This is a genomic window from Bradyrhizobium sp. SSBR45G, assembly GCF_030159255.1.
Lineage (GTDB): Bacteria > Pseudomonadota > Alphaproteobacteria > Rhizobiales > Xanthobacteraceae > Bradyrhizobium.
Genome location: NZ_BSCT01000005.1, coordinates 103348 through 129119, shown reverse-complemented (window position 1 = coordinate 129119; position 25772 = coordinate 103348). Strand labels below are relative to the sequence as shown.

Annotated in this window: 24 protein-coding genes and 1 tRNA gene; 20 read left to right on the top strand and 5 right to left on the bottom strand. The window is 66.7% G+C overall.

Features of this window, described 5'->3' with window-relative positions:
* Window positions 1-71: 71 nt before the first annotated feature.
* From QQL87_RS08680 to QQL87_RS08625, 12 genes are all read left to right on the top strand, one after another.
* Window positions 72-1211 carry an ROK family protein gene (locus QQL87_RS08680; RefSeq protein WP_284416984.1) on the top strand — a complete coding sequence of 380 codons (1140 nt, stop codon included), beginning with the start codon at window positions 72-74 and terminating at the stop codon, window positions 1209-1211.
* Between the two features lie 413 nt (window positions 1212-1624).
* A complete protein-coding gene (locus QQL87_RS08675; protein ID WP_284416982.1) occupies window positions 1625-2239 on the top strand; it encodes an outer membrane protein in 615 nt (204 codons plus the stop codon).
* 253 nt (window positions 2240-2492) lie between these two features.
* A tRNA-Ser gene (locus tag QQL87_RS08670) sits at window positions 2493-2582 on the top strand.
* A gap of 114 nt (window positions 2583-2696) precedes the next feature.
* Complete coding sequence (locus tag QQL87_RS08665; RefSeq protein WP_284416980.1) at window positions 2697-4097, top strand: ATP-binding protein; 1401 nt, start codon at window positions 2697-2699, stop codon at window positions 4095-4097.
* Between the two features lie 3 nt (window positions 4098-4100).
* Window positions 4101-5027, top strand: a complete 927-nt coding sequence (locus tag QQL87_RS08660; RefSeq protein WP_284416978.1) for a tetratricopeptide repeat protein — start codon at window positions 4101-4103, stop codon at window positions 5025-5027.
* Window positions 5028-5632: 605 nt separating this feature from the next.
* Window positions 5633-6964 (top strand): ABC1 kinase family protein, encoded by a 1332-nt coding sequence (locus QQL87_RS08655; protein WP_284416976.1) that lies wholly within the window; start codon window positions 5633-5635, stop codon window positions 6962-6964.
* A gap of 120 nt (window positions 6965-7084) precedes the next feature.
* The gene (locus QQL87_RS08650) at window positions 7085-7252 is read left to right on the top strand and encodes a hypothetical protein (protein WP_284416974.1); all 168 of its coding nucleotides are present in this window, start codon (window positions 7085-7087) and stop codon (window positions 7250-7252) included.
* A 203-nt stretch (window positions 7253-7455) separates the two neighbouring features.
* Window positions 7456-8196, top strand: coding sequence for a DUF7168 domain-containing protein (locus QQL87_RS08645; protein ID WP_284416972.1), 741 nt, complete (start codon window positions 7456-7458; stop codon window positions 8194-8196).
* 85 nt (window positions 8197-8281) lie between these two features.
* Window positions 8282-9184, top strand: coding sequence for an HNH endonuclease (locus QQL87_RS08640; RefSeq protein ID WP_284416971.1), 903 nt, complete (start codon window positions 8282-8284; stop codon window positions 9182-9184).
* Window positions 9185-9252: 68 nt separating this feature from the next.
* Window positions 9253-9579, top strand: a complete 327-nt coding sequence (locus QQL87_RS08635; protein WP_284416970.1) for an MmcQ/YjbR family DNA-binding protein — start codon at window positions 9253-9255, stop codon at window positions 9577-9579.
* Window positions 9580-9920: 341 nt separating this feature from the next.
* Entirely contained in the window at window positions 9921-10370 is a 450-nt protein-coding gene (locus QQL87_RS08630) for a hypothetical protein (protein WP_284416969.1), read from the top strand.
* 86 nt (window positions 10371-10456) lie between these two features.
* Window positions 10457-11410, top strand: a complete 954-nt coding sequence (locus QQL87_RS08625) for a right-handed parallel beta-helix repeat-containing protein (protein ID WP_284416968.1) — start codon at window positions 10457-10459, stop codon at window positions 11408-11410.
* A gap of 76 nt (window positions 11411-11486) precedes the next feature.
* On the opposite strand, the gene QQL87_RS08620 is transcribed toward QQL87_RS08625, so the two are convergent.
* On the bottom strand, window positions 11487-12095 hold the full coding sequence (locus QQL87_RS08620) for a hypothetical protein (RefSeq protein WP_284416967.1): 609 nt from the start codon (window positions 12093-12095) through the stop codon (window positions 11487-11489).
* Between the two features lie 99 nt (window positions 12096-12194).
* Between QQL87_RS08620 and QQL87_RS08615 the strand changes: the two genes are divergently transcribed.
* On the top strand, window positions 12195-12359 hold the full coding sequence (locus tag QQL87_RS08615) for a hypothetical protein (RefSeq protein ID WP_284416966.1): 165 nt from the start codon (window positions 12195-12197) through the stop codon (window positions 12357-12359).
* A gap of 28 nt (window positions 12360-12387) precedes the next feature.
* On the opposite strand, the gene QQL87_RS08610 is transcribed toward QQL87_RS08615, so the two are convergent.
* The 3 genes from QQL87_RS08610 to QQL87_RS08600 all read right to left on the bottom strand — a co-directional run bounded on the left by QQL87_RS08610 (window position 12388) and on the right by QQL87_RS08600 (window position 16483).
* Window positions 12388-13404, bottom strand: a complete 1017-nt coding sequence (locus tag QQL87_RS08610; RefSeq protein WP_284416965.1) for a hypothetical protein — start codon at window positions 13402-13404, stop codon at window positions 12388-12390.
* Between the two features lie 534 nt (window positions 13405-13938).
* The gene (locus QQL87_RS08605) at window positions 13939-15162 is read right to left on the bottom strand and encodes a hypothetical protein (protein WP_284416964.1); all 1224 of its coding nucleotides are present in this window, start codon (window positions 15160-15162) and stop codon (window positions 13939-13941) included.
* Window positions 15163-15262: 100 nt separating this feature from the next.
* Entirely contained in the window at window positions 15263-16483 is a 1221-nt protein-coding gene (locus QQL87_RS08600) for a hypothetical protein (RefSeq protein WP_284416963.1), read from the bottom strand.
* Window positions 16484-16644: 161 nt separating this feature from the next.
* Between QQL87_RS08600 and QQL87_RS08595 the strand changes: the two genes are divergently transcribed.
* The 3 genes from QQL87_RS08595 to QQL87_RS08585 all read left to right on the top strand — a co-directional run bounded on the left by QQL87_RS08595 (window position 16645) and on the right by QQL87_RS08585 (window position 21045).
* Window positions 16645-17142: a YchJ family protein gene (locus QQL87_RS08595; protein ID WP_284416962.1), complete on the top strand. Its 498-nt coding sequence runs from the start codon at window positions 16645-16647 to the stop codon at window positions 17140-17142.
* 584 nt (window positions 17143-17726) lie between these two features.
* The gene (locus tag QQL87_RS08590; protein WP_502871142.1) at window positions 17727-19226 is read left to right on the top strand and encodes a glycosyltransferase; all 1500 of its coding nucleotides are present in this window, start codon (window positions 17727-17729) and stop codon (window positions 19224-19226) included.
* Window positions 19227-19446: 220 nt separating this feature from the next.
* Window positions 19447-21045 (top strand): hypothetical protein, encoded by a 1599-nt coding sequence (locus tag QQL87_RS08585; RefSeq protein WP_284416961.1) that lies wholly within the window; start codon window positions 19447-19449, stop codon window positions 21043-21045.
* Window positions 21046-21064: 19 nt separating this feature from the next.
* Here QQL87_RS08585 and QQL87_RS08580 read toward each other — a convergent pair whose 3' ends face one another.
* Entirely contained in the window at window positions 21065-21808 is a 744-nt protein-coding gene (locus QQL87_RS08580; RefSeq protein WP_284416960.1) for a GntR family transcriptional regulator, read from the bottom strand.
* Between the two features lie 198 nt (window positions 21809-22006).
* Between QQL87_RS08580 and QQL87_RS08575 the strand changes: the two genes are divergently transcribed.
* The 4 genes from QQL87_RS08575 to QQL87_RS08560 are packed head-to-tail and all read left to right on the top strand — an operon-like array spanning window position 22007 to window position 25771.
* On the top strand, window positions 22007-23041 hold the full coding sequence (locus QQL87_RS08575) for an extracellular solute-binding protein (protein WP_284416959.1): 1035 nt from the start codon (window positions 22007-22009) through the stop codon (window positions 23039-23041).
* Window positions 23038-24111 (top strand): ABC transporter ATP-binding protein, encoded by a 1074-nt coding sequence (locus QQL87_RS08570; RefSeq protein WP_284416957.1) that lies wholly within the window; start codon window positions 23038-23040, stop codon window positions 24109-24111. Before QQL87_RS08575 ends, QQL87_RS08570 begins: the two co-directional genes overlap by 4 nt.
* Window positions 24108-24974: an ABC transporter permease gene (locus tag QQL87_RS08565; protein WP_284416955.1), complete on the top strand. Its 867-nt coding sequence runs from the start codon at window positions 24108-24110 to the stop codon at window positions 24972-24974. The genes QQL87_RS08570 and QQL87_RS08565 overlap by 4 nt, the downstream gene beginning before the upstream one ends.
* Window positions 24974-25771, top strand: a complete 798-nt coding sequence (locus QQL87_RS08560) for an ABC transporter permease (RefSeq protein WP_284416953.1) — start codon at window positions 24974-24976, stop codon at window positions 25769-25771. The genes QQL87_RS08565 and QQL87_RS08560 overlap by 1 nt, the downstream gene beginning before the upstream one ends.
* Window position 25772 lies beyond the last annotated feature (1 nt).

Here is a 25772-nt window from a genome sequence, read left to right as displayed (position 1 = left end):
GGCCTCTTCGCCCCCTCCCCCCGAACCATCCGTTCCGTCCGCCGTTGTGTCCTCACACACGGAGCAAGACCATGGCCGACGACGTCATGACCACCACGGGCATTGCCCGTCACGGCGCCGCGCGGCTGCCGTCGGTCGAAATCGACAGCTTCAACATCGAGCTCAAGGACGAGGAGGGCTTCCTCGGCGACCGGGCCTCCAAGGGCGCGTTCCGCAAGATCCTGGAGCGCTGGCGCAAGCCGTTGCGGAAGTCCGGCAAGGACCCGTTCGGCGACGAGGACAGCGCGACCATCAGCAAGAAGGCGCTGGATGAGATCCTGGTCGGCGACGACACCGAGGCCTCCGCCGTGGTGCATTCGGCGATCGAGGAGTTCGCCCAGGAGCTCGCCCATGTCACCCGGCGCTTCCTGCGCACCAAGGCCTGGGGCAAGACCGAATGCATCGTGGTCGGCGGCGGCTTTCGCGATTCCCGGCTCGGCGAGCTCGCCATCGCGCGGACCGAGATCATCCTCAAGGACGAGGGCTTTGGCGTCGAGCTGGAGCCGATCCGCTACCATCCCGACGACGCCGGCTTGATCGGCGCGCTGCATCTGGCGCCGTCCTGGATCTTCGAGGCCCATGACAGCATCCTCGCCGTCGACATCGGCGGCACCAATATCCGCTGCGGTGTGGTCGAGACCGCCTGGAAGAAGACGCCGGATCTGTCCAAGGCCTCGGTGTGGACGTCCGAGCTGTGGCGCCATGCCGATGACGAGCCGACCCGGGAGGGCGCGGTGAAGCGGCTCGCCAAGATGCTGAAGGGGCTGATCGAGGAGGCCGACGCCGAGGGGCTCAAGCTTGCGCCGTTCATCGGCATCGCCTGTCCCGGCGTCATCAACGAGGACGGCTCGATCGAGAAGGGCGCGCAGAACCTGCCGGGCAATTGGGAGAGCAGCAAGTTCAACCTGCCGGCCAGCCTGGTCGAGGCGATCCCGATGATCGGCGATCACGACACCGCGGTGCTGATGCACAATGACGGTGTCGTGCAGGGCCTCTCCGAGGTGCCGTTCATGCAGGACTACGAGCGCTGGGGCGTGCTGACCATCGGCACCGGGCTCGGCAATGCCCGCTTCACCAACCGCCGCAAGGACAACGGCCGCAAGGACAAGGACGACAAGGCCAAGGATGACAAGGCCGACGACAAGAAGGTGGCCAAGAAGAAGAAGGATTGAGCGGAATCGCTTGGTTCCATGCTGCAACGCAGCATGGAACCAAAATGCGACCAAGCGTTCGCAGCGTGCGAAAAACCGTCGTTCAACCAAGCGGATGGGCGAGAGCCCGGTAACCTTGATCGGTTAGGTTAAGAAACGGTTTGCGTTGCGGTGCACGCGCAGATGGCCCAGGGTCGCCTCGTCGCTCAGGCCGGCCGGATTGACCCCCGTCTCTTCCGTCGGTTTCCCCAAGATGAAGCGACACGGGACCGCCGGTATGTGTCAGCGTACGGCGGTCCCACCTTTTGTTTTGTCTCCCCGCCTCCGAATTCTCTGCAGCCGCAGCCAGCGGCTGCGCGCGGTCCAGAAACCGTCGCCATCCTCTTTCCATATTTATAAACCGTCTAGTCGGTTTCATAGTTAGTGCATCCCAATTGGGGTGGGATTTTGACGGCGCGCTAGCGCCGAATCTGCCGGCAACGCCGTACAAGGCGCCAGCCTGTGCGGCCGCGCCGGCGCCCTTCCCCGGGACCGGCGTCCATGCCGGCGCCAACATCGGCGGCGCGTTCACCGGCAATGATGCGTTCGCGCCGATTGCCGGCGGCAATGCCGGCAGGCTCTCCGGCGTGATCGGCGGCGTTCAGGCCGGCTACAACTACCAGCTCTCGCCGCTGTTCGTCGTCGGCATCGAGAACGACCTGGAATTCACCGGCCTGTCGCGCAAGGCCGACCTCGTCATGCCCGCCGTCAGCGCGCCCTGGCTGACGTCGGGCCGCGCCCGCGCCGGCTTCACGATGCTCGATCAGCGCCTGTGGCTCTACGGCACCGCAGGCCTCGTCGCCGGCGAGCTGAAGGACGGTCCGATCCACAAGACGAAGATGGGCTGGACTGCGGGCGGCGGCGCCGAATGGGCGTTCCTGCCGACTTGGTCGGCCAAGCTCGAATATCTCTACACCGCCCTGAAGCACGACAATCTGCCGGACTGGCGCGCCGCCAAGCTCCATGCCGTGCGGGTCGGCGTGAACACTCATTTCGACCTGTTCCGCTGACCGCAGCAGCGCAGCGTTCACGAGGTTCGAGGGCCCGCGCGTCAGTCAGGGGCCTTCGAAGCGCGGGGGCGAGCGGCGCAGCCGCCCGGTCGCCGCGTGCGGTCCGCTTCCCCGGGCGGACCGCAATCGCGCACAGGCTTTCGCTCCACGCCGCGGGGCCCCGGGGGAAAAATTCGGCCGGCTGCCTTGTCACCCCCGCCGCCGTGCCCTAGAACGGCGCCCGACCCGGGGGCTCTGCCCCTGATTTGCGCCCGGAGAGGTGGCAGAGTGGTTGAATGCACCGCACTCGAAATGCGGCATAGGTGCAAGCCTATCGGGGGTTCGAATCCCTCCCTCTCCGCCACTTAAGCTCAGAGCCGCGAACGCCGCCCGTTGCCGATTCGTCGTCGGGCATCGCAGCGAGCGTTCTGAACAGATCCGTGTTCGACCTTCCCCTGAGCACGCGGCTGATGCTCGTTTGTCGGGACCGCCGAGCGCGGCGCGCGCTCGCAGCCTCTGCCTGCGAGGCGAAATCTTGCTGCGATGGTGTATGGATCGCAAAGATCTGCGTGGCCCCTGCAAAATTCACTGCGCGTCCAGATCATTATGCCGCGGATCGGGCTGTGGGTCCGGCCCGAGCCTCCCTCGCTTAACAAACCAGCGATGCCTGACGGCTAAGTTTACCGCCAGGGGAGGGCCTTGCACCATGTCGCTGCTGTCATCCGACGTTCAATCCGTGGTCGACATGACCAAGGCGCATCCGGGTGTGGATGGGTTGTTTCATGCGCTTCTCGTCGTGCTGGAAAATGCGCCCGATGGCGCGATCATCGCAGCCGCGCTCACCCAGGTCGATCCCGGCCAGTGCCAGAACCCGCAGCATCGCCGGCGCGCAGCCGAGCTGCTCGACCGCAGCGACAATCCCGACCTGGCGCGGCAGTGGCGCATCGCGGAGACTGCATCCTTCCCGGACAATGTGATTCCGCTGCACGACGGCGCGGCGGCCAGCCCGGCAGCCGGCGACGCCATCAGCTTCGCCGACATCGGCGGTCTCGAGCCGGTCAAGGATCAAGTGCGGCGAAAGATCATCAAGCCGTTTCAGACCCCGGGCCTATTCAAGGCCTTCAAGCGCAAGGCCGGCGGCGGAGTTCTCATGTACGGCCCGCCCGGCTGCGGCAAGACCATGCTGGCGCGCGCGCTCGCCAATGAATGCAACGCCGCGTTTGTGTGCGTGCGGGCGGCCGAGATCCTCGACCCGTTCGTCGGCGTCGCCGAGAAGCGTCTGGCGGAGACGTTTCGGAACGCCCGCATGCGCAAGCCGACGGTGCTGTTCTTCGACGAAGTCGAGGCCCTCGCCCAGCGCCGCCAGTTCGGCGGCAACGACAAGGTCAATACCGTCGTGTCCGTGCTGCTGTCCGAGATGGACGGCATCAGCGCATCGAACGAGGGCCTGCTGTTTCTTGGCGCAACCAACCTGCCCTGGTCGTTGGATTCCGCCTTCCGGCGGCCCGGCCGCTTCGACCGGTCGATCTTCGTGCCGCCGCCGGACCGGATCGCGCGCAAATTCGTGTTGCGACGTCTGCTCGCCCAGCGTCCCCATGACAAGACGCTGGATCTCGATCCGATCGTCGAACGGACCTCCGGCTATTCCGGCGCCGATCTCGAAGCGCTGGTCGAGACGGCCACCGACTTTGCCATCGACGACAGCGCCGAAGCCAACGACATCGCACCGCTCTCGAAACGTCACTTCGCCGAGGCTCTGAAGGAATGCCGCCCGAGCACCGGGGAATGGCTGACCCAGGCGAAGAGCTACAGCGACTACGGCAATCAGGACGGACTTTACGACGACCTGAAGGATTTCCTGTCCCGCTACGCGAGGTAAGTCATGTCCAATGCCAAATCTGGGACGATCGCCGCGGCCCGCGCCTATGCGTCCGCCGGCAACTTCAGGCTGGCGGAACAGCATCTGAAGAGCGCCCTGTCCGCCGATCCGCATGACGGCGAGGCGTGCGAGGCCTGGTGCGAGCTGCTCACCAAGCAGAAGAAGTTCGCCGAGCTGGAAATGTTCGCCAGATCGTGGATCGGCCGCGACGGTCAGAGTGACGGCGCCTACACCTATCTGTTCGGCAGCTACGTCGCTCGCGCGGATCGCAGCAATGCGACGGCCGTGCTGGCGCGGTTTCGCGAGCTTTTCCCCGCGCATGTTGCGCAATATCGGGCGTTTCAAAGCATGCTGGAGGTCAACTGCGGCAACGAAGCGTCGGGCTACGATCAGGCCATCACGGCCTTCCAGTCCATCGGCGACCGCGCGCAGGTGCTTAGGTTCCAGAGTCAGGCGGCGTTCCGGCGCTCCGATTTCGCCGAAGCCATCCGCCTTGGCGACCAGGCCTGGCAGGCCGGCTACACAGACACGAGCTTTGCCAGCTACATGGCGATGATCTGCTTCCGGTCGTTCCGGTTCGGGACAGCGCGGCACTACGCGCGGCTCGCGCTCCGCGCCGAGCCCGGACATCCCGTCGCCACGGAGCTGCTGGTGTTGATGCGGCTCGTCTGGTTTCCCCCCTTCCTGCTAGCCCATGCCCTGCTGTTCCTGTGGGCCCAGGTCGAACGGAGTCGCGCCTTCGGCGCCATGGCTCTCCCTTTCGTCTTGTTTGCTGTGTTCGGCCTGCTCAGTGTGCCCGCAAGGGAAGAGATCGTCTGGGCGGTGTTCGCTCTGGTGATGCTCTATTCCAGCTACGCGCCGTTCATTGGCGAGATCGCTGCGCTTGCAAACCGGGTCCGCGCCCCGACGATCCGGCTTTCGGGCTATTGAGTTGCGCAGGAGGTCGCGCGCCGGGGAGCGTGATTTCGATAAAAAATAATCCTATTGCCATTTTTCAGAATCCATGGTTCTCTCTCGCCATCCCGGCCCGCCGAGAGGGGCGCTTCGCGATCGTCACGAGACGTGGGGCTGGAGATGCGATGGCTGCGAGCCGGCTGCAGCGGGCGTGATGCTCGCCGACGAACGGCAGGCTTGCGGACGTGAAGACGCGTGGTCCTGGCACCCCGACGCTGGTGCCAAGCTTTCTGGTGATGATGATCCGGAGAGCGACGGTGGCTAACAGGCCGGACACCGGGGAGAGCGCGATATAAGCGTGAAAACCATCGCGCGGGGAATGCCGGGTGTCCTCGGCTGAACCTGTGGTGACTGCCGCCTGCTTTTTTTCTGCAGGCGGGCCATGGGTGCGGCCAGCGCCCGGCATTCCCCGCGCCCTCTCATGTCGAGGGCGGAACGACCGTCCAACCCGGACGCCCATGGCGCCGCGGGACCGCAGCTCCGCGCGTTGCGCCACGGCCATCACGCCGGGCCGGAGAACTGGGAGCAGGTTTCGCTCGTATTCAACCCATGCGCTGCCGCCCGCCCTGGAGTTCCGCCTGATGAATTCTTCCTCTGATCGTCCGCTGCCGGGCTCTGCCGCCGTGCCGACGTCGCGGCCGGGGCGGCTGCTGCGGCTGGGCGGGATCGCAGCGGGGATCGCGGGCGGCGCGGTGGCGGACGGGTTGCGGCAGCTGGCGCAGGGGCGGCGGCCGGGGCTGCCGGAGTTGCTGCTGGCGCCGGCGCAGGCGCTGCGGCTCGCCAGCGGGCTTGCCGGACTGCGCGGCGCGGCGATGAAGCTCGGCCAGATGCTGTCGCTGGATCCGGGGCTGGTGCTGCCGCCCGAGGCCGCGGCGCTGCTGGCGCAGCTGCAGGAGGCGGCGCCGCCGATGCCGCCGCCGCAGCTCGAGCGGGCGCTGGCGCGGGCCTGGGGCACGGGCTGGCGCGCGCGGTTTCGCGTCTTCGAGACGCGGCCGTTCGCGGCGGCCTCGATCGGCCAGGTGCATCGCGCCGAGACGACGGACGGGCGGCGCCTCGCCATCAAGGTGCAATATCCCGGCGTGCGCGCCAGCATCGACAGCGACGTCGACAACATCGCCGCGCTGCTGCGGCTGCCCGGCCTGCTGCCGCGTCAGATGGATCTCTCGCCGCCGCTGTCCGCCGCCAAGGCGCAGCTGCATGCGGAGGCGGACTATGCCGCCGAGGCGGCGCAGCTGCGTGCCTTCGGCGGCTTTCTCGCCGACGATCCGCGGTTCGTGGTGCCTGCGCCTGTGACCGCGCTGTCCACGCCGGAGGTGCTGGCGATGGATTTCGTCGACAGCCGGCCGATCGCGTCGCTGGCATCTGCAGCGCCGGACCAGCGCGACGGCGCCATGGCGGCGCTGATCGACCTGACCATGCGCGAGCTGTTCGTGTTCGGCGCCATGCAGACCGATCCCAATCCCGGCAATTTCCGCGTCACGCCGGACGGCGGACGCATCGTGCTGCTGGATTTCGGCGCTGTCAGGCCGATCCCGCCGGCGCTGCAGGCGGCGTTCCGCGCGCTGCTCGCCGCTGGGCTCGATGCCGACCGCGCGGCGAGCCGCGCCGCCATGCTGACCATCGGCTATTTCGACGCATCAACGGCGCCGCGGCACCAGGACGCGATCGTGGACATGTTCCTGCGGGCGATGGCGCCGCTGCGCCAGCTTGGGCCTTACGACTTCGCGCGTCAGGACCTGCTGGCGGAGCTGCGCGACCGCGGCCTCGCGCTCGGCCTCGACCGCGACCTCATCCATGTGCCGCCGGCGGCGACGCTGTTCCTCCACCGCAAGATCGGCGGTCTCTATCTGCTGGCGACGCAGCTGCGCGCCCGTGTCGATTGCGCGGCCTGCGTCGCGCCCTACCGCGCATGATGGCGGAGACGCCCATCGCGCGGCCGGTGCTCGGCGCCGATCCGCCGGCTGCGCGCCTCACGGCCGTGCGGATGATGCCATGCCTGACGCTGACGGCGTTGGTGGCGGCGCCGACGCAACTTGTTGATGCAGCGCGCCGCCGCCGACCTCGCCTGGATCGCACACGAAGGCGCCAAGCAGGGGCGCGCGGCGCAGGACGGAATCACGAACTGGGTGGCGCAGGCGGGCGAGGCCTTCAGCTTCACGTATCCGGAAGGCGCGCCCTCGGCGGTGAGGGCGCTGATGTAGGCCTCAATCCCCTCAAATCGGGTGAGATTGATGGCTTTTTGGGCCGGTCAGATGGTACACGCAGGTGGTCACAAATGTCCGCCGGTCTTTTTGCGAATGCCTTGTTCGAATGGGTTTATGGAATGCCCCCGGCGCTCGGGCGGGAATCCCTTCCTCTCCGCGATTCCGTCTGTTCATTTTGCGCCGACCATGAGCCTTCACCGGTGACCCAGAGTTTCGATCCCGCGGCGCTCGACAAGCTGAAATCGCGCATCCAGGCGCTGCGCGCGAAAACCATCGCCAATGGCTGCACCGAGGACGAGGCGCTGTCGGCGGCGGCGAAGGTCGCAGAGCTGCTCGACCGCCATGATCTGTCGCTGTCCGACCTCGAGCTCAAGTCCTCGACCTGCGAGCGCAAGGTCTACGAGACGCATCGCAAGAAGCGCATTCCGATCGACGACTGCATCGGCGCGATCGCGCATTTCTGCGATTGCCGGGTGTGGCGCGAGAAGAATGAGGCCGGCGACAATCGCTACGTGTTCTTCGGCCTCGGCGCCGATGTCGAAGTGGCGCATTACCTGGCCGAGCTGATCGACAATGCGGTGCGCGCCGAGCTCGGCCGCTTCAAGACCTCGGCTGACTACGCCCGCTTCCGCCACCAGGACCGCCACCTCGCCAACGCCTCCTTCTCGCTCGGCATGGTCGTCTCGATCGCCGGCCGGCTGGTGGCGATGAAGGCGAGCCGCGATCAGGTCAACGCCAGCACCGGCCGCGGCCTCGTCGTCCTCAAGACCTCGGTGGTCGATACCGAGTTCGACAAGCTCGACATGAAGCTGCGGACCGCGCGCAGCACGAGCCGAATGGTCTCGACGACGGCCTATGAGGCCGGCGGCGCCGCCGGAGCGACGGTGACGATCAGTCCGGGCGTCGGCGCGTCGGGGCGGGGCCATCCGAAAAACGGCTGATTGCGACAGGACCGCAGGGGCGGCCGAATGTCGACATCACTGTTCGCCGATGGTGTACCGGGCGCCGATCGGCTAGATTTTCGCCATGAGCTACTGCGTGTTCATGCATCGGACTGATTCGATCTACGACGACAGCCCGGCGGAGCAGTACCAGTTTCCCAGGCAGTATCTCGGTCGCGCCGAGGGCAGTGTCGGCGACTGGATCGTCTATCTCGAGCCGACGAAGGTGCCGGGCACGCGCGGCTATTTCGCCATCGCACGGGTCGAGCGGATCATCCCCGATTCGAAAGCGCCGGGCATGTATCTCGCGCTGATTGAACCCGGCTCGTATCTGGAGTTCGTCAACCCGGTTTCCTTCAGCGAGCTGAACGGTCCGATCGAGCGCGGCCTGCTCAACGAGGCAGGCAAGCTGTCGGGGCGGGCTCAGGCGGCGGTCCGGCCGATTTCGCCGCAGGACTTCCAGAGCATCATCGAGCGCGGTCTGGATGGTCGCGATGCGGTGTTGCCGCGTGTGCCGGAGACGGCGCATCCCCCGGCTGGGTTCGCCGAAGACCAGGCGCCCCTCGTGTCCGAACAATTGCGCGATCGCATCCGCCGCCTGACGTCGCGTGTGGTGCGCGATCGCCTGTTCCGGCGGATCGTGCTGCGGGCTTATGGCGAGCGTTGCGCGATCACCGGGCTCAAGCTGATCAACGGCGGCGGGCGCGCCGAGGTCAACGCGGCCCATATCCGCCCCGTCGAGGCAAACGGGCCTGATCTCGTGACCAACGGCCTGGCGCTGTCAGGAACGGTGCATTGGATGTTCGACCGCGGGTTGATCAGCTTGAGTGATGATCTTAACATCCTCGTCTCGCGACAAATCAACGACGTCGATCGCATCAGAGGTTTCATCAATCCGTCAGGACTCGCCTTTTTTCCGGATCGCGCCGGGGATCGGCCTCACCCGCATTTCTTGCGATGGCATCGCGAGCATTGCTTCAAACACTGACGTCGAACACCGCCTTCGAACGTCGCCGTCCTCAGTCTCGTGTTCGAGCGCCCCGGGAGGCCGCCGCCATGACCGGTCCCGAGTTTCGCACCCTCGCTCTGTCGCTCGCGGGCACGATTGCAGCGCCGCATTTCGATCGCACGGCGTTCAAGCTGCACCGGACCTTCGCGACGCTGGCGGCCGATGGCGCCTCGGCCAATGTGCTGCTCACGCCCGACGAGCAGGAGCATTATGCCGGTCTCGCGCCAGAGGTTTTCCGCCGGGTCCCGAACAAATGGGGTGACCAGGGCTGGACCATGGTGACGCTGGCCGGTGCCGATCCGCGTCTGCTGCGCTCCGTCCTCGAAAGCGCATGGCGCGCCGCGCACCGCCCTCCGCGCTCGCGCAAGCGTTGAGCCGGCTGGCGGACCTCTCTCTGGCGCTGCAGCAAGGATTTCCATTCCAAGTTGACGGCTTCTGCGCCATACTACCCGTCTGCCGACGGGCGTAGGCCGCCGGCCATCGGCGACGGTCGGAAACGAGCGGAGCCCGCAGAGCACTGAATTTTACGCAGCTGAATTGATTTCGATGATGCACGCACGGTTGATTGACCGGTTCTGACGACCGCCGCCCAGGCCGCCCGGCTCCACTGACCTGATTTGAATGACGTCTGCTTTCTGAACAACCGCCCTGAACGACCACCCTTGATGACGCCTGCTCTGAACGACGCCCGACCAGATGACATGGAGAGCTCCAGATGTGCAGCCTGCCGCGTCGGTGCCGACTGCTGCTTTCGCTGATCGCCCTCGCGGCGCCGCTGGCCGCCGTGCCGGCCGGTGCGCAGAGCGGGGATCGCTCACGCTCGGCCGAGGCGTTGCTCGTGCGCCAGGACAATTCCGACTGCGGCAATTCCGATGTGAGGGCTGACGATCCGTCGCGGATCGGCGGCACCGTTCTGATCACGCGGGAGGCCGATGGCAAATGGCGCGTCAAGGTCGCGATCACCGCGGCGCCGGACACGACCTATCATTTCTTCCTGAAATGCGTGAGGTCGCTGGGCGACATCAAGACCGAGGATGAAGGCGAGGCGGTCGCCGAATTCGAGCTCGCGGCCGACGGCGCGCCAGCGGTCCTGACCTTCGACATGTATCCGGAAGGGGCGCCGTCCGGCCAGAAATTCCAGAGCACGCCGGTCAGGCTGCCGTGACAACTCCCTCTGGTGCCAACTTCCTTGGTGACTACTCCCTTGGTTCACGTCCTTTGGTTCACTCTGATCAAATGCGAGGATGCGCCGTGAAGACAATCGGTTTCGTGATGACGATGGTGTGTGCGATCTGGCTGGCGTTCGGGGCGGGCGAGGCCCATGCGCAGGCCACGCGCACATGGGTCTCGGGCGTCGGCGACGATGCCAATCCGTGCAGCCGGACGGCCCCCTGCAAGACGTTCGCCGGCGCCATCTCGAAGACGGCCGCGGGCGGCGAGATCAATACCATCGACCCCGGCGGGTTCGGCGCGGTGACCATCACCAAGTCGATCCGCATCGTCGCGCAGTCCGGCGTCGCCGGGGTGCTCGTCTCCGGCACCAACGGCATCGTCGTAGCGGCGGCGGCGACCGATACGGTCTATCTCGAAGGCCTCATCTTCGACGGCGTCGGCAGCGGTCTCAACGGCATCCTGTTCAACAGCGGCGGCTCGCTGGTGGTGCAGAACTGCAAGATCTTCGGCTTCACCCAATGGGGCGTCCTGTTCACGCCGACCACGCCCGGCAAGCTCTCGATCTCCAACTCGGTGATCACCAGCAATGGCAGCTCGGCGAGCTTCGGCGGTGTCAAGGTGATCGGACGCGCCGGCGCCACCACCATTTCCGGCGTGATCGACCGAACGCTGCTCTCCAACAATAATGCCACGGGATTCCTGATCGACGGCACCGGCGGAGGCGGTACCTCGGAGGTGACGGTGCGGGACAGCGTGGTCACCGGCAACACCGGCAACGGCATTGCCACCACCTCGACCGGCTCGATTTCTTCCGTCGTCTTCGTCGACCGGACCGCCTCGTCGCACAATGGCGCAGCCGGGATCAGCGCCACCACCGTCGCGGCGGCGGCGGTGATCCTCAACAATTCCAGCGTCCACAACAATACGACGGGCCTGTTGGCGAGCGGCGGCCAGATCGGCTCGTTCAAGAACAACGCCATCTCGTCGAACACGACGGACGGCGCGCCGACGGTCATCCTGCCGCTGAACTGATGGCTCCGCGAGCGCGCGGAGCCCGGATGTCGCCGATGCGGCAGTCGCCGCGGGCGGGCCTGTGCCGAACCCGGCCTCAGCCCTTCGGGCTGGACTTCGTCAAGGCGTTCCAGGCGGCCTGGTTGGCCGCGTCGAACGCCTTGCGCGACTCGCCCAGCGCGGCGCTGAACACCGACCAGGACGCGCTGCCCGCCTGCTTGAGCTGCTCGAGATGCGCCCCGGCCTGGGCCGCGTCGGATTTGAGCTGGGTGAAGACCGCGTCGAGATCGGCGGTCCCGGTGGTCGTCACCTGGGTCGCTGCCGCGCGAAACCGGTCGGCGGACTCGGTCCAGGCCTTGGCCTGTGCGGCGGCGATGTCCTTGAAGGTCGTCTTCTGCTGCTCGGCCTGCTGGCCGATCGTGTCGAAATAGGCCTTCATCTGGGCTTCGAATCCGGCCCAATGCTGGTCGAGCTCGCTTTTCGCGCTGGCCAGTGTCGCCCCTCCGGCTTCGGCTTGGGTCTTGAGCAGGGCCTCGAGGTCATCGCGCCGCTTCTGCAGGTCTGCGAAGATCTCCTGGGCCTTGGCCTTGGATGCCGCCTCGGCCTCGGCGGCCTTGACCCCAAACGACTCCAGTGCGGCGTCCATCTCGTGGAGGCGCTCCCTGGCCCAGTTCACGTAGACGCTCGTGCTGCTGTGCTCTGACATTGTCGAACTCCTTACGATCTGCCCGGCGCGAGCGTATAAAAACGGCACCGTTTAGTTATGATCTGTATCAAGACGGCGGCGCCGACAGATCACGTTCCCGTGCGCGATCCCGATCTGTACAACTCGGCGGCTCGGCCCGACATCGCCGTGCCGGAGAAAGCCTGCGACAAGGCAACGCACCGATGGCTGATGCCTGGCGTGCTGCTGCGGCTTGAGCTGACGAGGCCGATGGCGCTGCCCGAGGGCCGTGCACAGAGTTGCTGATGATCTGCCTCGTGTGGCGTCGCCGCCGTCACCCCCTTCGTCCGACCATCAGCAGGATGCCGCCGATCTGCGGCAGCAGCGCCAGCAGGATCAGGCGGAGCATGATGAAGTCGTCGGCGGACGGCTTCACCACGCCGCGCGACACCCAGGCGACCAGCTTGATCGCGGCCTCGGTCTGCGGATCGGCGGTCTGGCTCACCGTGGCCATCGCGGCATCCAGCGCTTGGCGCCGCTCGGCCACCGCGGCCTCGCGCTCCCGACAGAACTTGCCGACGCCGCCCTTGCATTCGCGGTCGCGCGCGATCATCGCATCGCTCAGCGCGGTCTGCGCCGCCTGCACCGCCGGCGTCACCCGCGAGGCGCGGGCGAGCGTGACGTCGCTGATGTTGGTCGAGGCGAAGCCGATGCCGGCGGTGACCGCGAACACGAAGGTCATCAGCCACACCGTCCAGCCGGTCAGCGCCGAGGCCCGGTGCCGCCCCTGCCACAGCCGCGCGGCGCAGGTCGGCATCACCAGCGCGACGAGGTCGGCGGTCACGCCGACCGCGAGGAACATCCAGCCCGCTGTGCTGTTCGAGCCGAGCGAATGCGCGAACCAGCCGTTCATCGCCATGCCGACCGCGGCCAGCGCCAGCGCGGCCAGCTGCAGCAGGATCGACGAGGCGGTGATGCGGGGACGTTCGACCACCTTGCGCGGCATCACCGGCGCGCTCGCCGGAACGATGTCGCCGTCGAGCGCCGGTGCGATGTCACGTGGCGCCATCGTGGAAGGGGCCGCCGGGATCGCGGCAGCGGCGGCGCTCGCGGCCGCCTCGGTGCGCGCCGGCGTGCCGGCGGGCGTCGTCGACGGCTCGTTCACGTAGTCCAGGAAGTCCGGCATGATCAGCGTTTCGGACGCGAGCATCTCGTCATCCAGCGCCGCTTTCGCCTTCTTCGGCTTCGGTCGCGGGCGCGGCTTCACGACCGGCGTGCGCTTCGGGCGCGGCTTGGCCGTCTTCGGCTCCCGCCAGGGAATGATCGACGCTACTACGGACTCATCAGCCATCGGGGCCGCTCCAATCGGTCGTGATGGGCGCAACGCTGCGTTTGCACGCAACGCGGTTCGCGCCGGCATCATGTGGACATATGATCGGGAGGTGGGCTCTCGGCCCGCCGGGGCGGACCTGTCGTTCTTGCGGCCTGGCTGGCGTCGCGCGAAGAATTCGTCGGCGTCTTCCGCGCCCGATCCGCTGATGATGCGGTGGGCTAGCGGTCACCGGCGCCACGTAATGAGGCGGCGCCCGGAAAGGTCTGGTCCGCGCGGGGCCGGGCAGGTCAGCCGTGTGCCCAACACCCTTGTTCTTAACCAATGGTTAACACGGATTCGCCGGTTTCGAAACCGCGCGGCGCGTGTGGCGCCAACAGCGGTTGTGAAGAGTGGCGACCTGCGTCTTTGGAGTCACAACCGGCAAGCGAGACGGCTTGCCACGGCTGGGTTCACGTGCAACCGGCCATCGCAAAGTGCGATAGTCGAACACGCGTCGTCTTGAAGCGTCATCCAACATGTCGGTCGCGCGCCGCGCCGACGCCGTCGCCCGGCCTAGCGCGGGACCAGCATCAGTGCGCCGTTGTTCTGGGAGGGAGGCCCTTGCGTGCCGCTGATCAGCAGCAGCACGACGCCCGGCAGGTCGAAGCTGACGGCAAGGTTGCCGGCTGGCGTGAACGCCGGAAACGGGATCTGCTGCGCGCGGTCGCCGTCACCGATCTGGTACAGCCCGTCATGTCCGACCGCGAGCAGGTCGCCGTCGCGGCGCTGCAGCCCGAAGAACGCGGTCGTCTGGGCGAACCAATAAGTTTCCGTCCGCCCGTCGGGCGTCTGATAGGTCGGCGCCCGGATGACATGCGCATAGAGCTGCCGCACCGAGGTGTCGCACACTTCCGCGATGCGTCCATGCGTGGCCATATGGATCAGGCCGATCGCGACGGCGACACAGTCCGGCTTCCAGGGAATGGTTGCGATACCCTTGACCGGATCGCACGCCGGGTTGAGGTTGCCGCCGCACAGGTCACCGTCGACATCCTCAATATCTGATACGATGCCGGTCATCCGATCGATCCGCCGCAGCCCGCCGCCCCACTCTCCGGCATCGGTGCCGACGTAGACATGTTGCGGCGTGACCAGAACGGCGCGGGCCTGCCACCGCTTCAACGGCGTCGGGGAGGGCGGCGCCGCGGGTGCAGCCTGCCATGGTACACCTTCGGTGAGATCGATCACGTCGTCGTCGGTGAACTGCACCCATGCTCCGAGCGTGAACCGCTCCTCCGCCTTGGCCGGCTTGGGGCGGGCGGGCTGCGAAAGGGTGAGAGCCGTCTCCGCTGCCGAGCTGCCAGTGAGCTCAATCATCCTGCTGTCCGTCAGCACGATGCTGGATGTCGCGGCCACGAATGTCTCGCCCCTGGTTGCGATATCGGCCACCGTCTCCCAATCGTCGCCAACCCGCCGGCGCACCGTCCATCGCTCGACAGGAGTCCCGCGCCCGAAAGCCTCCTTTGGGCAGGTCACGATCGCCGCATGCCCATCCTGGACGAACAACTCCATCACCGGATCCGGCGTTGCGACATCGGTCCGTTCGCCGCTCTCTGCGATGTGCGACAGCCGGCCGCCGCCAGCGAGCAGCCAGAGCCGTCCGTCGGCAAAGACGGCCCGATGGATCTGCTCGGGACTGTCCGTGCGCTTCTCCTCGGTTGCGGAGGCACGGCCGGCAAGCAGCGGCACCAGCGCGAGAGCGATGATGGCGAGCCGTCTGGCGATGTTGATCGGCATGTGAGACCTCGGCGGCTTCGATCGGAGCGTCAGCCTGGTTAGGCGCGAACTGCGGCATCGGGAAGCCAGTTGGCGCAGCGACCTCGTTCGTGCCGCCTAGCTAGCGCGGCACCACCATGGGCGCGCTCCCGCTCGAGGAGAGCCGCTGGTCGATCTCGGTCCGCACCAGCGCAAGTCCAGCAATGTCGAAGCTCACCCCGACATCGTTCGTTCGCTTGAAAGCTGGGAGCAGATCGCGCTGGACGAGGCCATTCGGGCCGATCCGATACAGCCCGTCATATCCCGCGGCAAGCAGGTCTCCGCCCAGCCGCTGCACTCCGAAAAACGGTATCGTGTACAGCCGTAACCGTGCGGGCGGCCCATCAGCGTCCCTGATGAGATGGTCCGGGATCGGCTGAGCATAGAGCACACGGACCGTGTTTTGGCAGACTTCGACGAGCCGTCCGTGCGGGAGTGAATGGATGAGACCGATCGCCGCCGCCACGCAGTCAGGTTTCCACGGAATGATCGCAAGCCCGTTGACCGGATCACATGCCGGGTTGAGAGGCCCGCCGCAGAGATCGTCATCGACCGCGATGATGTCAGACACCATGCCCGTCGCTCGTTCGACCCTCTGCAGTCCGCCGCCCCATTCACCAGCGCTGTAACCGATGAAGACGTATTTCGGCGTCATCAGCACGGCGCCGACCGGCCAGTTCTTCAGCGGCTTCGAGGGTACCAAACTGGGCTGAAACACGTAGGAGGGCGGTAAGGCGAACACCGTTTCGGGCTGTCGTTCTTTCGAGGGCGTTGCGGGAGCGAGCATGGGGCCCGGCCACGGAGCCGGTGGCAAAACGAGGGGAATTTCCGTCTGCGTGCCGCCGTCGATCTCGATCAGCCGATTGTCGGTCACCACGGTAATCGTATCGCCAGAGGCCATCGCGGCCAAGAACGCATCGTCTTGACTGGCAATGTCGGATGTCGCGGCCCAATCGTCCCCCACGCGCTGGCGTACGGTCCATCGCGTGCACGTCTGTTGCGGGCAGGTTACGATTGTCGCATGCCCATGCTGGATGAACAGCTCGATCACGCGATCGAGCGTCGTCACGTCGACGCGCTCGCCATTTTCCGCAAGGCTCGACAGCTGGCCGCCCTTATGGAGCAGCCAGAGCCGTCCGTCGGCAAAGACCGCGCGACGAATCTCGAGGCCCGGAATCGCGAGGCCTGAATTCGTGAGGTCTGGCACCCGAATGATGTCCTGAGTTGCAGAGGCCGCATTCGCGATCAAGGTGACGACCGCGAGCGCCATCAGGGCTAGCCCTCTGGCGATCGAGAAGGACATGCGAGACCTCGGCAGTTCGGGACGGAGCACCGAACCGATACGATCATTTTGTGGCGGCGGGAAGCCGTGCGTGCTCTGTCGCAGACCAACAGGCCGGGTGGCGTCTCTGCGGCCGCTTCGCCGGATTTGCATCGCGCCTTACCGATGCTAAGCCTTGGTTCATGCCATGTCCCTGCGGCTCAGGCCTTCCGTTCGACCGCTGCTGCGGTCCCTATCTCAGCGGCGATGCGATGCCGCCGACCGCCGAGGCCTTGATGCGCTCGCGCTACACGGCCTATACGCGCGGCGACATCGGCTATATCGCAGCGACGCTCGCAGCGGATCAGCGCCACGCGTTCGATGCTGCCGCGGCCAAGGGCTGGGCCGCGCGCGCGACTTGGCTTTCCCTGCGCATCGTCTCGACCGCGCGAGGCCAGATCGGTGACGCCGACGGCGTGGTCAGCTTCGTCGCCACCTATCGCGAAGCCGGCAAGACCATCGAGCACCACGAGGTCTCGCAGTTTCGCCGTGATGACGACGGCGCCTGGCGCTTCGTCGCGGGCGATACGCGCGCCATGGTCATGGAGCCGAAGCGCCCCGCCGGCGCGGCGAAGGTCGGTCGCAACGATCCATGTCCCTGCGGCAGCGGTAAGAAACACAAGTTCTGCTGTGCGCGGTGATCTGCGCCGGACGCCATTCGGAATCTCGAAAATTTCGATTGCGTATTATCAGAAATCATGCTTTGATCCAGCCATCCCGTCCTCATGCAGAGGGGCGTACGCGTCGTCACGATACGTAGAGGCGGGGAGCGGTGGCCGCTTGCTTGTCAGGTGCTGATGCGCTGGACGATTGGCAAGCCTGCGGACGTTCAAGCCGTGTGGTCCTGGCGCCCCGACGCTGGCGCCAAGCTCGCGTGACATGACGTGTCGCGCAGGTGACGGGGGCAAGACAGCCGGTCCCCGGGGAGAGCACGGAGCAGACGTGAAGCCCATCGCGCAGGGAGGGCCGGGCCTGTCCGGCTGGACCTGTGGTACCTGCCGCCTGCATTTTTTTCCGCAGGCGGGCCACGGGCCTCAGTCGAGGTCCGGCCTTCCCTGCGCCCTCGCATCTGAGAGCGCGAACGATTAGCAGAACCCGGGCGCGAACGCGCTGCGTGAACGATGGCGGCTGCCTCGTTTCCATCCGTTACCTGAACGCCCGTCGCCATCACTCCGCCCCATCGGCTGGCCTAGAAGGATGCAACCCCTAACAAGGATGGTATCAGGTGGCAGAGTTGGGCGAGCAGGTCCCGCAGGACAATGACGAGGGGGCGCGCGCCGTGGTGGCCGATGTGCTTGCGCCGACGCCGCGCAAGGCCGCCATCCTCGCTCATGCCGACCGCTTTGCCGATGCGCGCGCCTTCTGGCGCGACAAGGCCGGATATTTCCATGATGAGGACGAGCGCTATCTGCGCTTCCTGATTCCGCCCGGCAGCCGCGTGTTGGAAATCGGCTGCGGCATCGGCGATACGCTGGCCGCGCTGGCGCCGTCCTATGGTGTCGGCATCGACATCAGCAGCAAGCAGGTTGCGATCGCCCGCGACCGCCATCCCGGCCTCACCTTCATCGCCGGCGACGCCGAGGATCCGGCCACGTTTCTGGCCGTATCGGGCCCGTTCGATGTCATCCTCGTGCTCGACACGATCGGTTCGCTCGATGATTGCCAGCGCTTCATCGAACAGCTGCATCGGCTGTGCACCCGCGAGACGCGCCTCGTCATCGGCTACTTCTCGCATCTGTGGTATCCGCTCTTGAAGGCGGCGGAGGCGATCGGGCTGCGCATGCCGCAGCCGGAGCAGAACGTGCTGTCGCCTTCGGACCTGCGCAACCTTGCTGGTCTCGCGGATTTCGATCCGGTGAAGTCCGAGCAGCGCCTGCTGTCGCCGCTGCGGCTGTTCGGCCTCGGCCGCTTCGCCAACCGTTTCCTCAGCGTGCTGCCGGGCCTGCGCGCGCTGTCGCTGCGGCACTATCTGGTGGCGCGCGCGATGCGCCCGACGGACGATGACGTCCGCTCGGCCACCGTCGTGATCCCCGCGCGCAACGAGCGCGGCAACATCGAGCCCGCGGTGCAGCGGCTCGCCGCGTTCTGTCCGGATATCGAGATCATCTTCATCGAGGGCCACAGCAAGGACGGCACCTATGAGGAAATGGAACGGGTGCGCGCGGCCTATCCGGGCCACGACATCAAGCTGATGCGCCAGCCCGGCAAGGGCAAGGCCGACGCGGTGTTCACCGCCTTCGACGCCGCGCGCGGCGACGTGCTGATGATCCTCGACGCCGACCTCACGATGCCGCCGGAGCAGCTGCCGAAATTCTTCGAGGCGCTGCGCTCGGGCAAGGGCGAGTTCATCAACGGTTCGCGCCTGGTCTATCCGATGGACGACGGCGCGATGCGCTTCCTCAACCTCATCGCCAACAAGACCTTCTCCTACCTGTTCTCCTGGCTGCTGAACCAGCGCTATACCGATACGCTGTGCGGCACCAAGGTGCTCCGCCGCAGCGACTATCTCAGGCTCAAGGCCGGCAAGGCCTATTTCGGCGATTTCGATCCGTTCGGCGATTTCGACCTGATCTTCGGCGCCTCTAAATTGAACCTCAAGACCATCGACCTGCCGATCCGCTACGCCGCACGCAGCTACGGCGAAACCCAGATCTCGCGCTTCCGCCACGGCTGGATGCTGCTCAAGATGGTCGTGTTCGCGTTCTTCAAGATCAAGGCGATCTGAGGATGATGGGGCCGTCGCGGCAATCGGTCCTGCCAGTGAGTTACTCCATCATGCCCGGGCTCGTCCCGGGCATCCACGTCGGGCCCAGTATACCGAACGACGTGGATGGCCGGGACACGCCCGGCCATGACGACGGGGAGACAGCTGGACCCGAAATGGAGTTCGGTGGTCCCATAGTCGTCCCGCGAGCGGGGCGAGGTGACATTTGCGCGACCGCCGTATGACCAAGGCGGCCGATCCGCTTGACCGCCTCACCCCGTTCGGCTGGCGCGGCGGCGTAGCCATCGCGCTGCTGCTGTCATTCGTCTCGTTCGTCGTGGTCGGCTATTTCACCGTCTATTGGCGCAACGCCGACATGGACTTCATGGTGATCTACAACGCACTCGCCATGAACGACGGCGGCGCGCAGGCGTTCTTCGATCACCCGGCCTATCTCACCATTCTCTCGGTCAAGGCCTGGTTCGCCGGGCTGCACCGGCTCGGCCTGCTCGATGCCTGGACCTTGTCGGCGATCCCATCGGCTGCGGATCGCATCGGCTTCGACGCAGCGATGACCAGTGCGGTTCATGCCGGACGCATCGCCGCGCTGCTCACGGCGGCCGCCATCATTGTCGCATTCGCCTTTCTGGCCCGTCGCCTGGTGTCGGACTGGCGCATCGCCATGCTTGGCGTTGCCGCCTTCACCTTCTCCGGTGGCGTGCAGATGCATCTGCGCATCCTGCGTAGCGAGATGATCGCGGCGTCGTTCTGCATCCTCGCTTTGATGATCCTGATAGCGGCGGCGCGCCGCGCCTGCCTCGCGCGCCCGCTCGCGATCGGGGTTGCCGCGCTGCTGTGCATGCTCGGGCTGACGAACAAGGTGCATGCGATCCTGCTGATCGCCGCGATCCCCGTGCTGGTGCTGCCGTTCGGCAGCGCGGCGAGCGCCAGCGTGGCGTTCTGGCGGACGCCGCGCGCCTGGGCGGCCGTGCTGATCGCGGCGGTGGCCGCGCTGGCTGCCGCGATGAGTGCCTGGCCCTTGATTGCTGCAGGCCTTGATCCGGTCAACACTGCCGCCGCCGGTCTCAAGCCGCTGCTGTCTGGACGCTTCGGCGTCTATCAGCTCGGACTGCTCGCCGTCATCGCCGCCAGCACGATGCTGTTCGCGCGGCTTTGGCGCGTGAGCGCGGCTGAATTGCTGACCGCGGTGCTGGCTGTCGTTGCGGGTGCGGGCCTCGGCCTCTCGGCCCTCGATCTCAGCTACGACATCAACGATGTCGTCGTCGTGCTCAACCCGCTGGAGAAGATGATCACCTATGTCGACGCGCCCGAAGCCGCCGGCAGCCTCTCGGGGGCGATCGGCCTGCTGCTGTCCGGCGTGCTCGGGGTCATCAGGCGCTACACGTTCATCCTGCAGCCGTCGGCGCGCCCGACGGTGGTCCTGACCTGGCTGATCATCCCCGGCATCGTGATCGCCATCAGGCGCGGCGAGCGGCAGGCCGCCATTCAGGCCACGCTGCTGATGCTGGCGGCTGTCGGCATCGACGCGCTCGGCGTCCGCCGCGGGCTGAAGGTCGAGTATTTCGTCTTCACCGATCCCCTGATCATCATCGCCGGCATGATCCTGCTGGATCGCCTCGTCGACCTCAGCCTCGCGCGCTTCGCTTATCCGATCGGCGCCACGCTGCTCGTGCTGCATGTCGGCATCAGCCAGGCCGAGCCGGTCAAGATGGCGCTGAAGCGCAAGGGGCCCGAGGACGTCTGCGAGTGGAACAACTACTACATGCCGCGGCTGGCGCTGCCCTGGTGCGCTCAGCCGAACGGTCCGCCGAGGACATGACCGTGAGCCGGCGCCGTCGTCACGATTGCGCCGACCGCGCCTTGCGCCGCAACGGCTTGACCGGCGCGAAGATCGCCGCGAGATTTTCGCTCTCCGAGGCCCCGTGCTCGTCGAGCCGCAGCCGGCCCTCGACATGCAGGAAGTGCTCGCGCGACACGGCGATCGCGCGCAACAGGTCGCGGTCACGCAGCGCCGCGACGATCGCGCCGTGCTCGTCGACCGCGCAGATCGATTGTGCCGCCGGCTCGTACACCGAGACCATCACCGAGGAGCGGCTGAGCAGATCGCCGAGCATGCGCGACAATTCGGGATTGCCGAGCGCCTCGACGAGATGGACATGGAAGGCGCCGGACAGCCGCACCGATGTCGCGCGATCGCCGCGCTGCGCGGCGGCACGCTCCTCGGCGAGATGCGCATCGAGCCGCGCCAGCAAGAGATCATCGACCCGCAGCACCAGCTGGCTGAGCACGCCGGCCTCGAGCACGCGATGCGCCTCGTAGACCCTTCTGACATCATCGAGGGTCGGCCGCGGCACGCGGGCGCCGCGGTTCGGGATCATCTCCAGCCGCCGCTCGGCGCCGAGCCGGTGCAGCACCTTGCGGATGCGCTCGCGCGACACGCCGAAGATGTCGGCCAATGGCGTCTCGGCGAGCTTGGTGCCGGCCTTCAGCTTGCCCTCCAGCAGCGCGCGCAGGATGGCCTGATACACCGCCTCGTCCTCGGCGGGATTGGCCTTCCCGATTCGCTGCGCTCGCATCGCCATGCGCGATTGCTAGGCCCAAAGGCGCGGCAGGTCACCTCCAAAAAATGTGCACATTCTGCCTGTGGCCGGGCAGACCCGCGGCGGAGGAAACGGTTCAAGATCCGGAATTCATTGGTAAAAATAAAAATGTGCACATTTGGCACGGCGCTTGCTGATCTCTGGTCATACGCCACGCGACAGCTCACACGGGATCCTCTCATGCACCCCTTCTCCCGCCGCAGCCTCCTGAAGACCGGTGCGGCCTTTGCCGCCAGCTTTGCCGCGCCATCGCTGGTGCGCGCCGCCCCGAAAGAGATCGTGATCGGCGGTCCCGCCGGCGCCGCCAAATATTTCAACGCTGACCTGTTTCCAGTGCTGGAGAAGAAGCTCGACTGCAAGGTGCTCTATGAGGGCACGAACTCGCTGACCAATCTGCAGAAGATGCAGGCCGACAAGGCGAGCCCCAAGATCTCGGTGGTGATCATGGACGACCCGGTGATGCTGCCGGCCGCAGCCGAAGGGCTGATCACCAAGATGTCGTCGTCGGCGATTCCCAATCTCGGCAAGCTGGTCGACGACGCCGTGCACCAGGACGGCCTATGGGCCAACTACCAGAAGCCGTGGGTCGGCATCGCCTATTCCACCAAGCGCATGAAGACCCCGCCCGTCAGCTGGACCGAGCTGTGGGATGCGAAATACGACTCCAAGATCGTGATCCCCTCGCTGTCCAACACCGAAGGGTTCTGGACGCTGCTCGCCGCCGCGCATCTCGAGACCGGCAAGCCGTTCAAGGAGGCGCAGTACGAGATCGACGCCGGCTTCAAGAAGATCAAGAGCCTGAAGGCCAACCTGCTGAACGTCTATACCAACGCGCCGCAGGCCATCAATCTGCTGGAGCAGGGCGAAGCGTGGATGATCGGCGGCCAGTTCTCGGCCTACACCTTGATCCGGAAAGCGGACGGCTCGCCGGTCGATCTCGCGATTCCGAAGGACGGCGGCTTCTCGATGCCCTCGGGCATCGCCAAGGTCGCCGGCGGCCCGGCCGGCGATCTCGCCGACGCGGTGATCGACTTCTATCTCAGCCCGGAGGCGCAGACCATTCTCGCCAAGACGGCCTTCATCGCGCCGACCAGCAAGGCGACGCCGCTGCCGGCCGGCTATCCGGATCCGGCCTCGCTGTTCGCGCCCGACTGGGCGTTCATCGCCAAGAACCGCGCCGGCTGGGTCGATCGCTGGAGCAAGGAGATGACATGAGCGCCGCGCCGCATCTCGTCATCAGCGGAGTCTCCAAGCGCTTCGGTGCAACGACCGTGCTCGATCGCGTCGATCTGACGATCGGGCGCGGCGAGCTGGTCACCCTGCTCGGGCCCTCCGGCTGCGGCAAGACCACGCTTCTGCGCGCCATCGCCGGCCTCGCGCCACCGGACACCGGCACGATTTCGCTGGCCGGGCGCGACGTCACCGATGTGCCGCCGCACCGGCGCAATGTCGGCGTCGTGTTCCAGAGCTACGCGCTGTTTCCGCATCTCACCGTCGCCGGCAATGTCGCCTTCGGATTGAAGGTGCGCGGCGCGCCGAAGGCCGAGATCGACCGCGCGGTGGAGCGGGCGCTGGCGCTGGTCAAGCTGGGCCATCTCGGTGGCCGACGCATCTCGGCGCTGTCGGGCGGCCAGCAGCAGCGCGTGGCGCTGGCGCGCGCGATCGCGGTCGAGCCGGACGTGCTGCTGTTCGACGAGGCGCTGTCGGCGCTCGACCGCAAGCTGCGCGAGGAGATGCAGGTCGAGCTGCGCCGCCTGCTGCAGGAGGTCAAGGCGACCGCGATCTTCGTCACCCACGACCAGGACGAGGCGCTGACGATGTCGGACCGCGTCGCGGTCATGAACAAGGGCCGCATCGAGCAGCTCGCCGCGCCGCGCGAGCTGTATGCGCGCCCTGCGAGCCTGTTCGCCCTCAACTTCGTCGGCCTGTCGACGCGCATCGCCGGCCAGGTGGTCGGAGGTCATGACGGCATGGTCGATGTCGTGACGCCGGTCGGCCGGCTCTCGGCGCGCGGCGCGTTCCAGCCCGGCGCCTCGGTGATCATAGCGACGCGGCCGGAGCAGTTGCGGCTCGGCGCTGGCGACGGCGCCAACTCCGCATCCGGCCGCGTGCGCTCGGTCGTGTTCCAGGGCTCGCGGACCCTGGTCGATGTCGACGCCGGGGCCGGCGCGAGCCTGCTCGCGGAGCTGTCGGGACGCGAGGCCGAGCTGCCGCGCGTGCACGACGAGGTCCGTTTCGCCTGGCCCGTCGCCGAAACCTTCGCTTTCGCCGCCGAGGCCTCATGACCGACGCCGTGCTACCAGCGCCCATCGTCAAGCCCGCACCGGATCGCGAGCGGCTCGCCGCGTTCGGCTTCGTCGCGCCTTCGGTACTGATCATTGCGCTGGTGTTCGTGCTGCCGCTCGCGCTGCTGCTCGGCGTCAGCGTGCTCGACGCCAAGGGCGGTGTCACGTCGGCGCATTACGTCCGGCTGCTCGGCACGCCCTATTATCTCGGCGTCATCTGGAACTCGCTGCGGCTCGGCCTGCTGACGACCTTGATCGCCTTCCTGATCTCCTATCCCGCCGCGTTCGCGCTGGCCCGCGCCCGCGGCGCGTTGCGCTCGATCCTGCTGGCGACGCTGTTCCTTCCGCTGGCGGCCTCCGTCATCGTCAAGGCCTTCGCCTGGACCATCCTGTTGCGCAGCGACGGCCTCATCAACACCGTGCTGATCGCGCTCGGGCTCATCGAGGATCCGATCCGGATGATCTTCACCCAGACGGCGCTGATCGTCGGCGCCGTCAACATCTTCCTGCCGTTCATGGTGTTGCCGATCTACGCCGTGGTCGCGCAGCTTGATGGCCGCTATGCCGAAGCCGCGGCGACGCTCGGCGCCTCGCCGTTCGTCGTGTTCTTTCGCGTCATCCTGCCGCTGACCCTGCCCGGCATCATCGCCGGCGTAGCTTTGGTGTTTTCGCTGTCGGTGTCGGCCTATGTCGTGCCGACGCTCTTGATCGGCGAGAAATATCCGACGCTCGCCACCACCATCGCCAAGGCCTATCTGCTGGCGCGCGAGCCCGGCTTCGGCGCCGCCGCCGGCGTCGTGCTGCTGGCGATTGCCGTCATCGTGGTCGCGCTGAGCGCGATGCTGTCGCGGGAGCCGAAATGATGAGCCGCATCGCCATCATCATCTGCTGGGTGCTCGCGATCGGGCTCGCGCTGTTCCTGCTGCTGCCGCTGGTCGTGATCGCCGCGGCTAGCTTCTCGCCGACGCCCGTGTTCGACCTGCCGCTCTCCGGCGCGTCGACGCGCTGGTATGGGCGCATCGGCAGGCTCGACGGCTTCTGGCCATCGCTGTCGCTGTCGCTGCAGATCGCGGTGCTGTCGACCGCGCTGTCGCTGGTCGCAGGCACGCTCGCCGCGATTGCGATTGCACGCGGCAGGCTGCCCGGCGCCACCGCGCTGGGCACGCTGCTGGTCTCACCCTTGATGATGCCCGGCCTCGTGCTCGGCATCGCGCTGCTGCAATATTTCCGCATGATCGGCTTCACCGCGACCTGGAGCGCGCTGCTGGTGGCGCATCTCGTGGTCACGCTTCCCTACGTCGCGCGCACCATGATCGCCGGCCTGTCGCGCTTCGACTTCACCCTGATCGAGGCCGCGCGCACGCTCGGCTGCACCTATGCCGGCAGCGTGATCAGGGTGATGGTGCCGGCGCTGGCGCCGTCGTTCCTGATCGCGGGCCTGTTCAGCCTGCTCGCCTCGTTCGACAACTATCCGGTCTCGATCTTCCTCACCGACGTGCGCTCCAAGACGCTGCCGATCCGCATGCTGCAATATATCGAGGAGGCGCCCGATCCGACGCTGGCCGCGCTCTCCACTCTCATTCTCGCCGGCACGCTCGTGTTGCTGCTGATCAGCGATCGCCTGGTCGGCCTGCATCGCATGGCCGGAACCGCGGATTGAA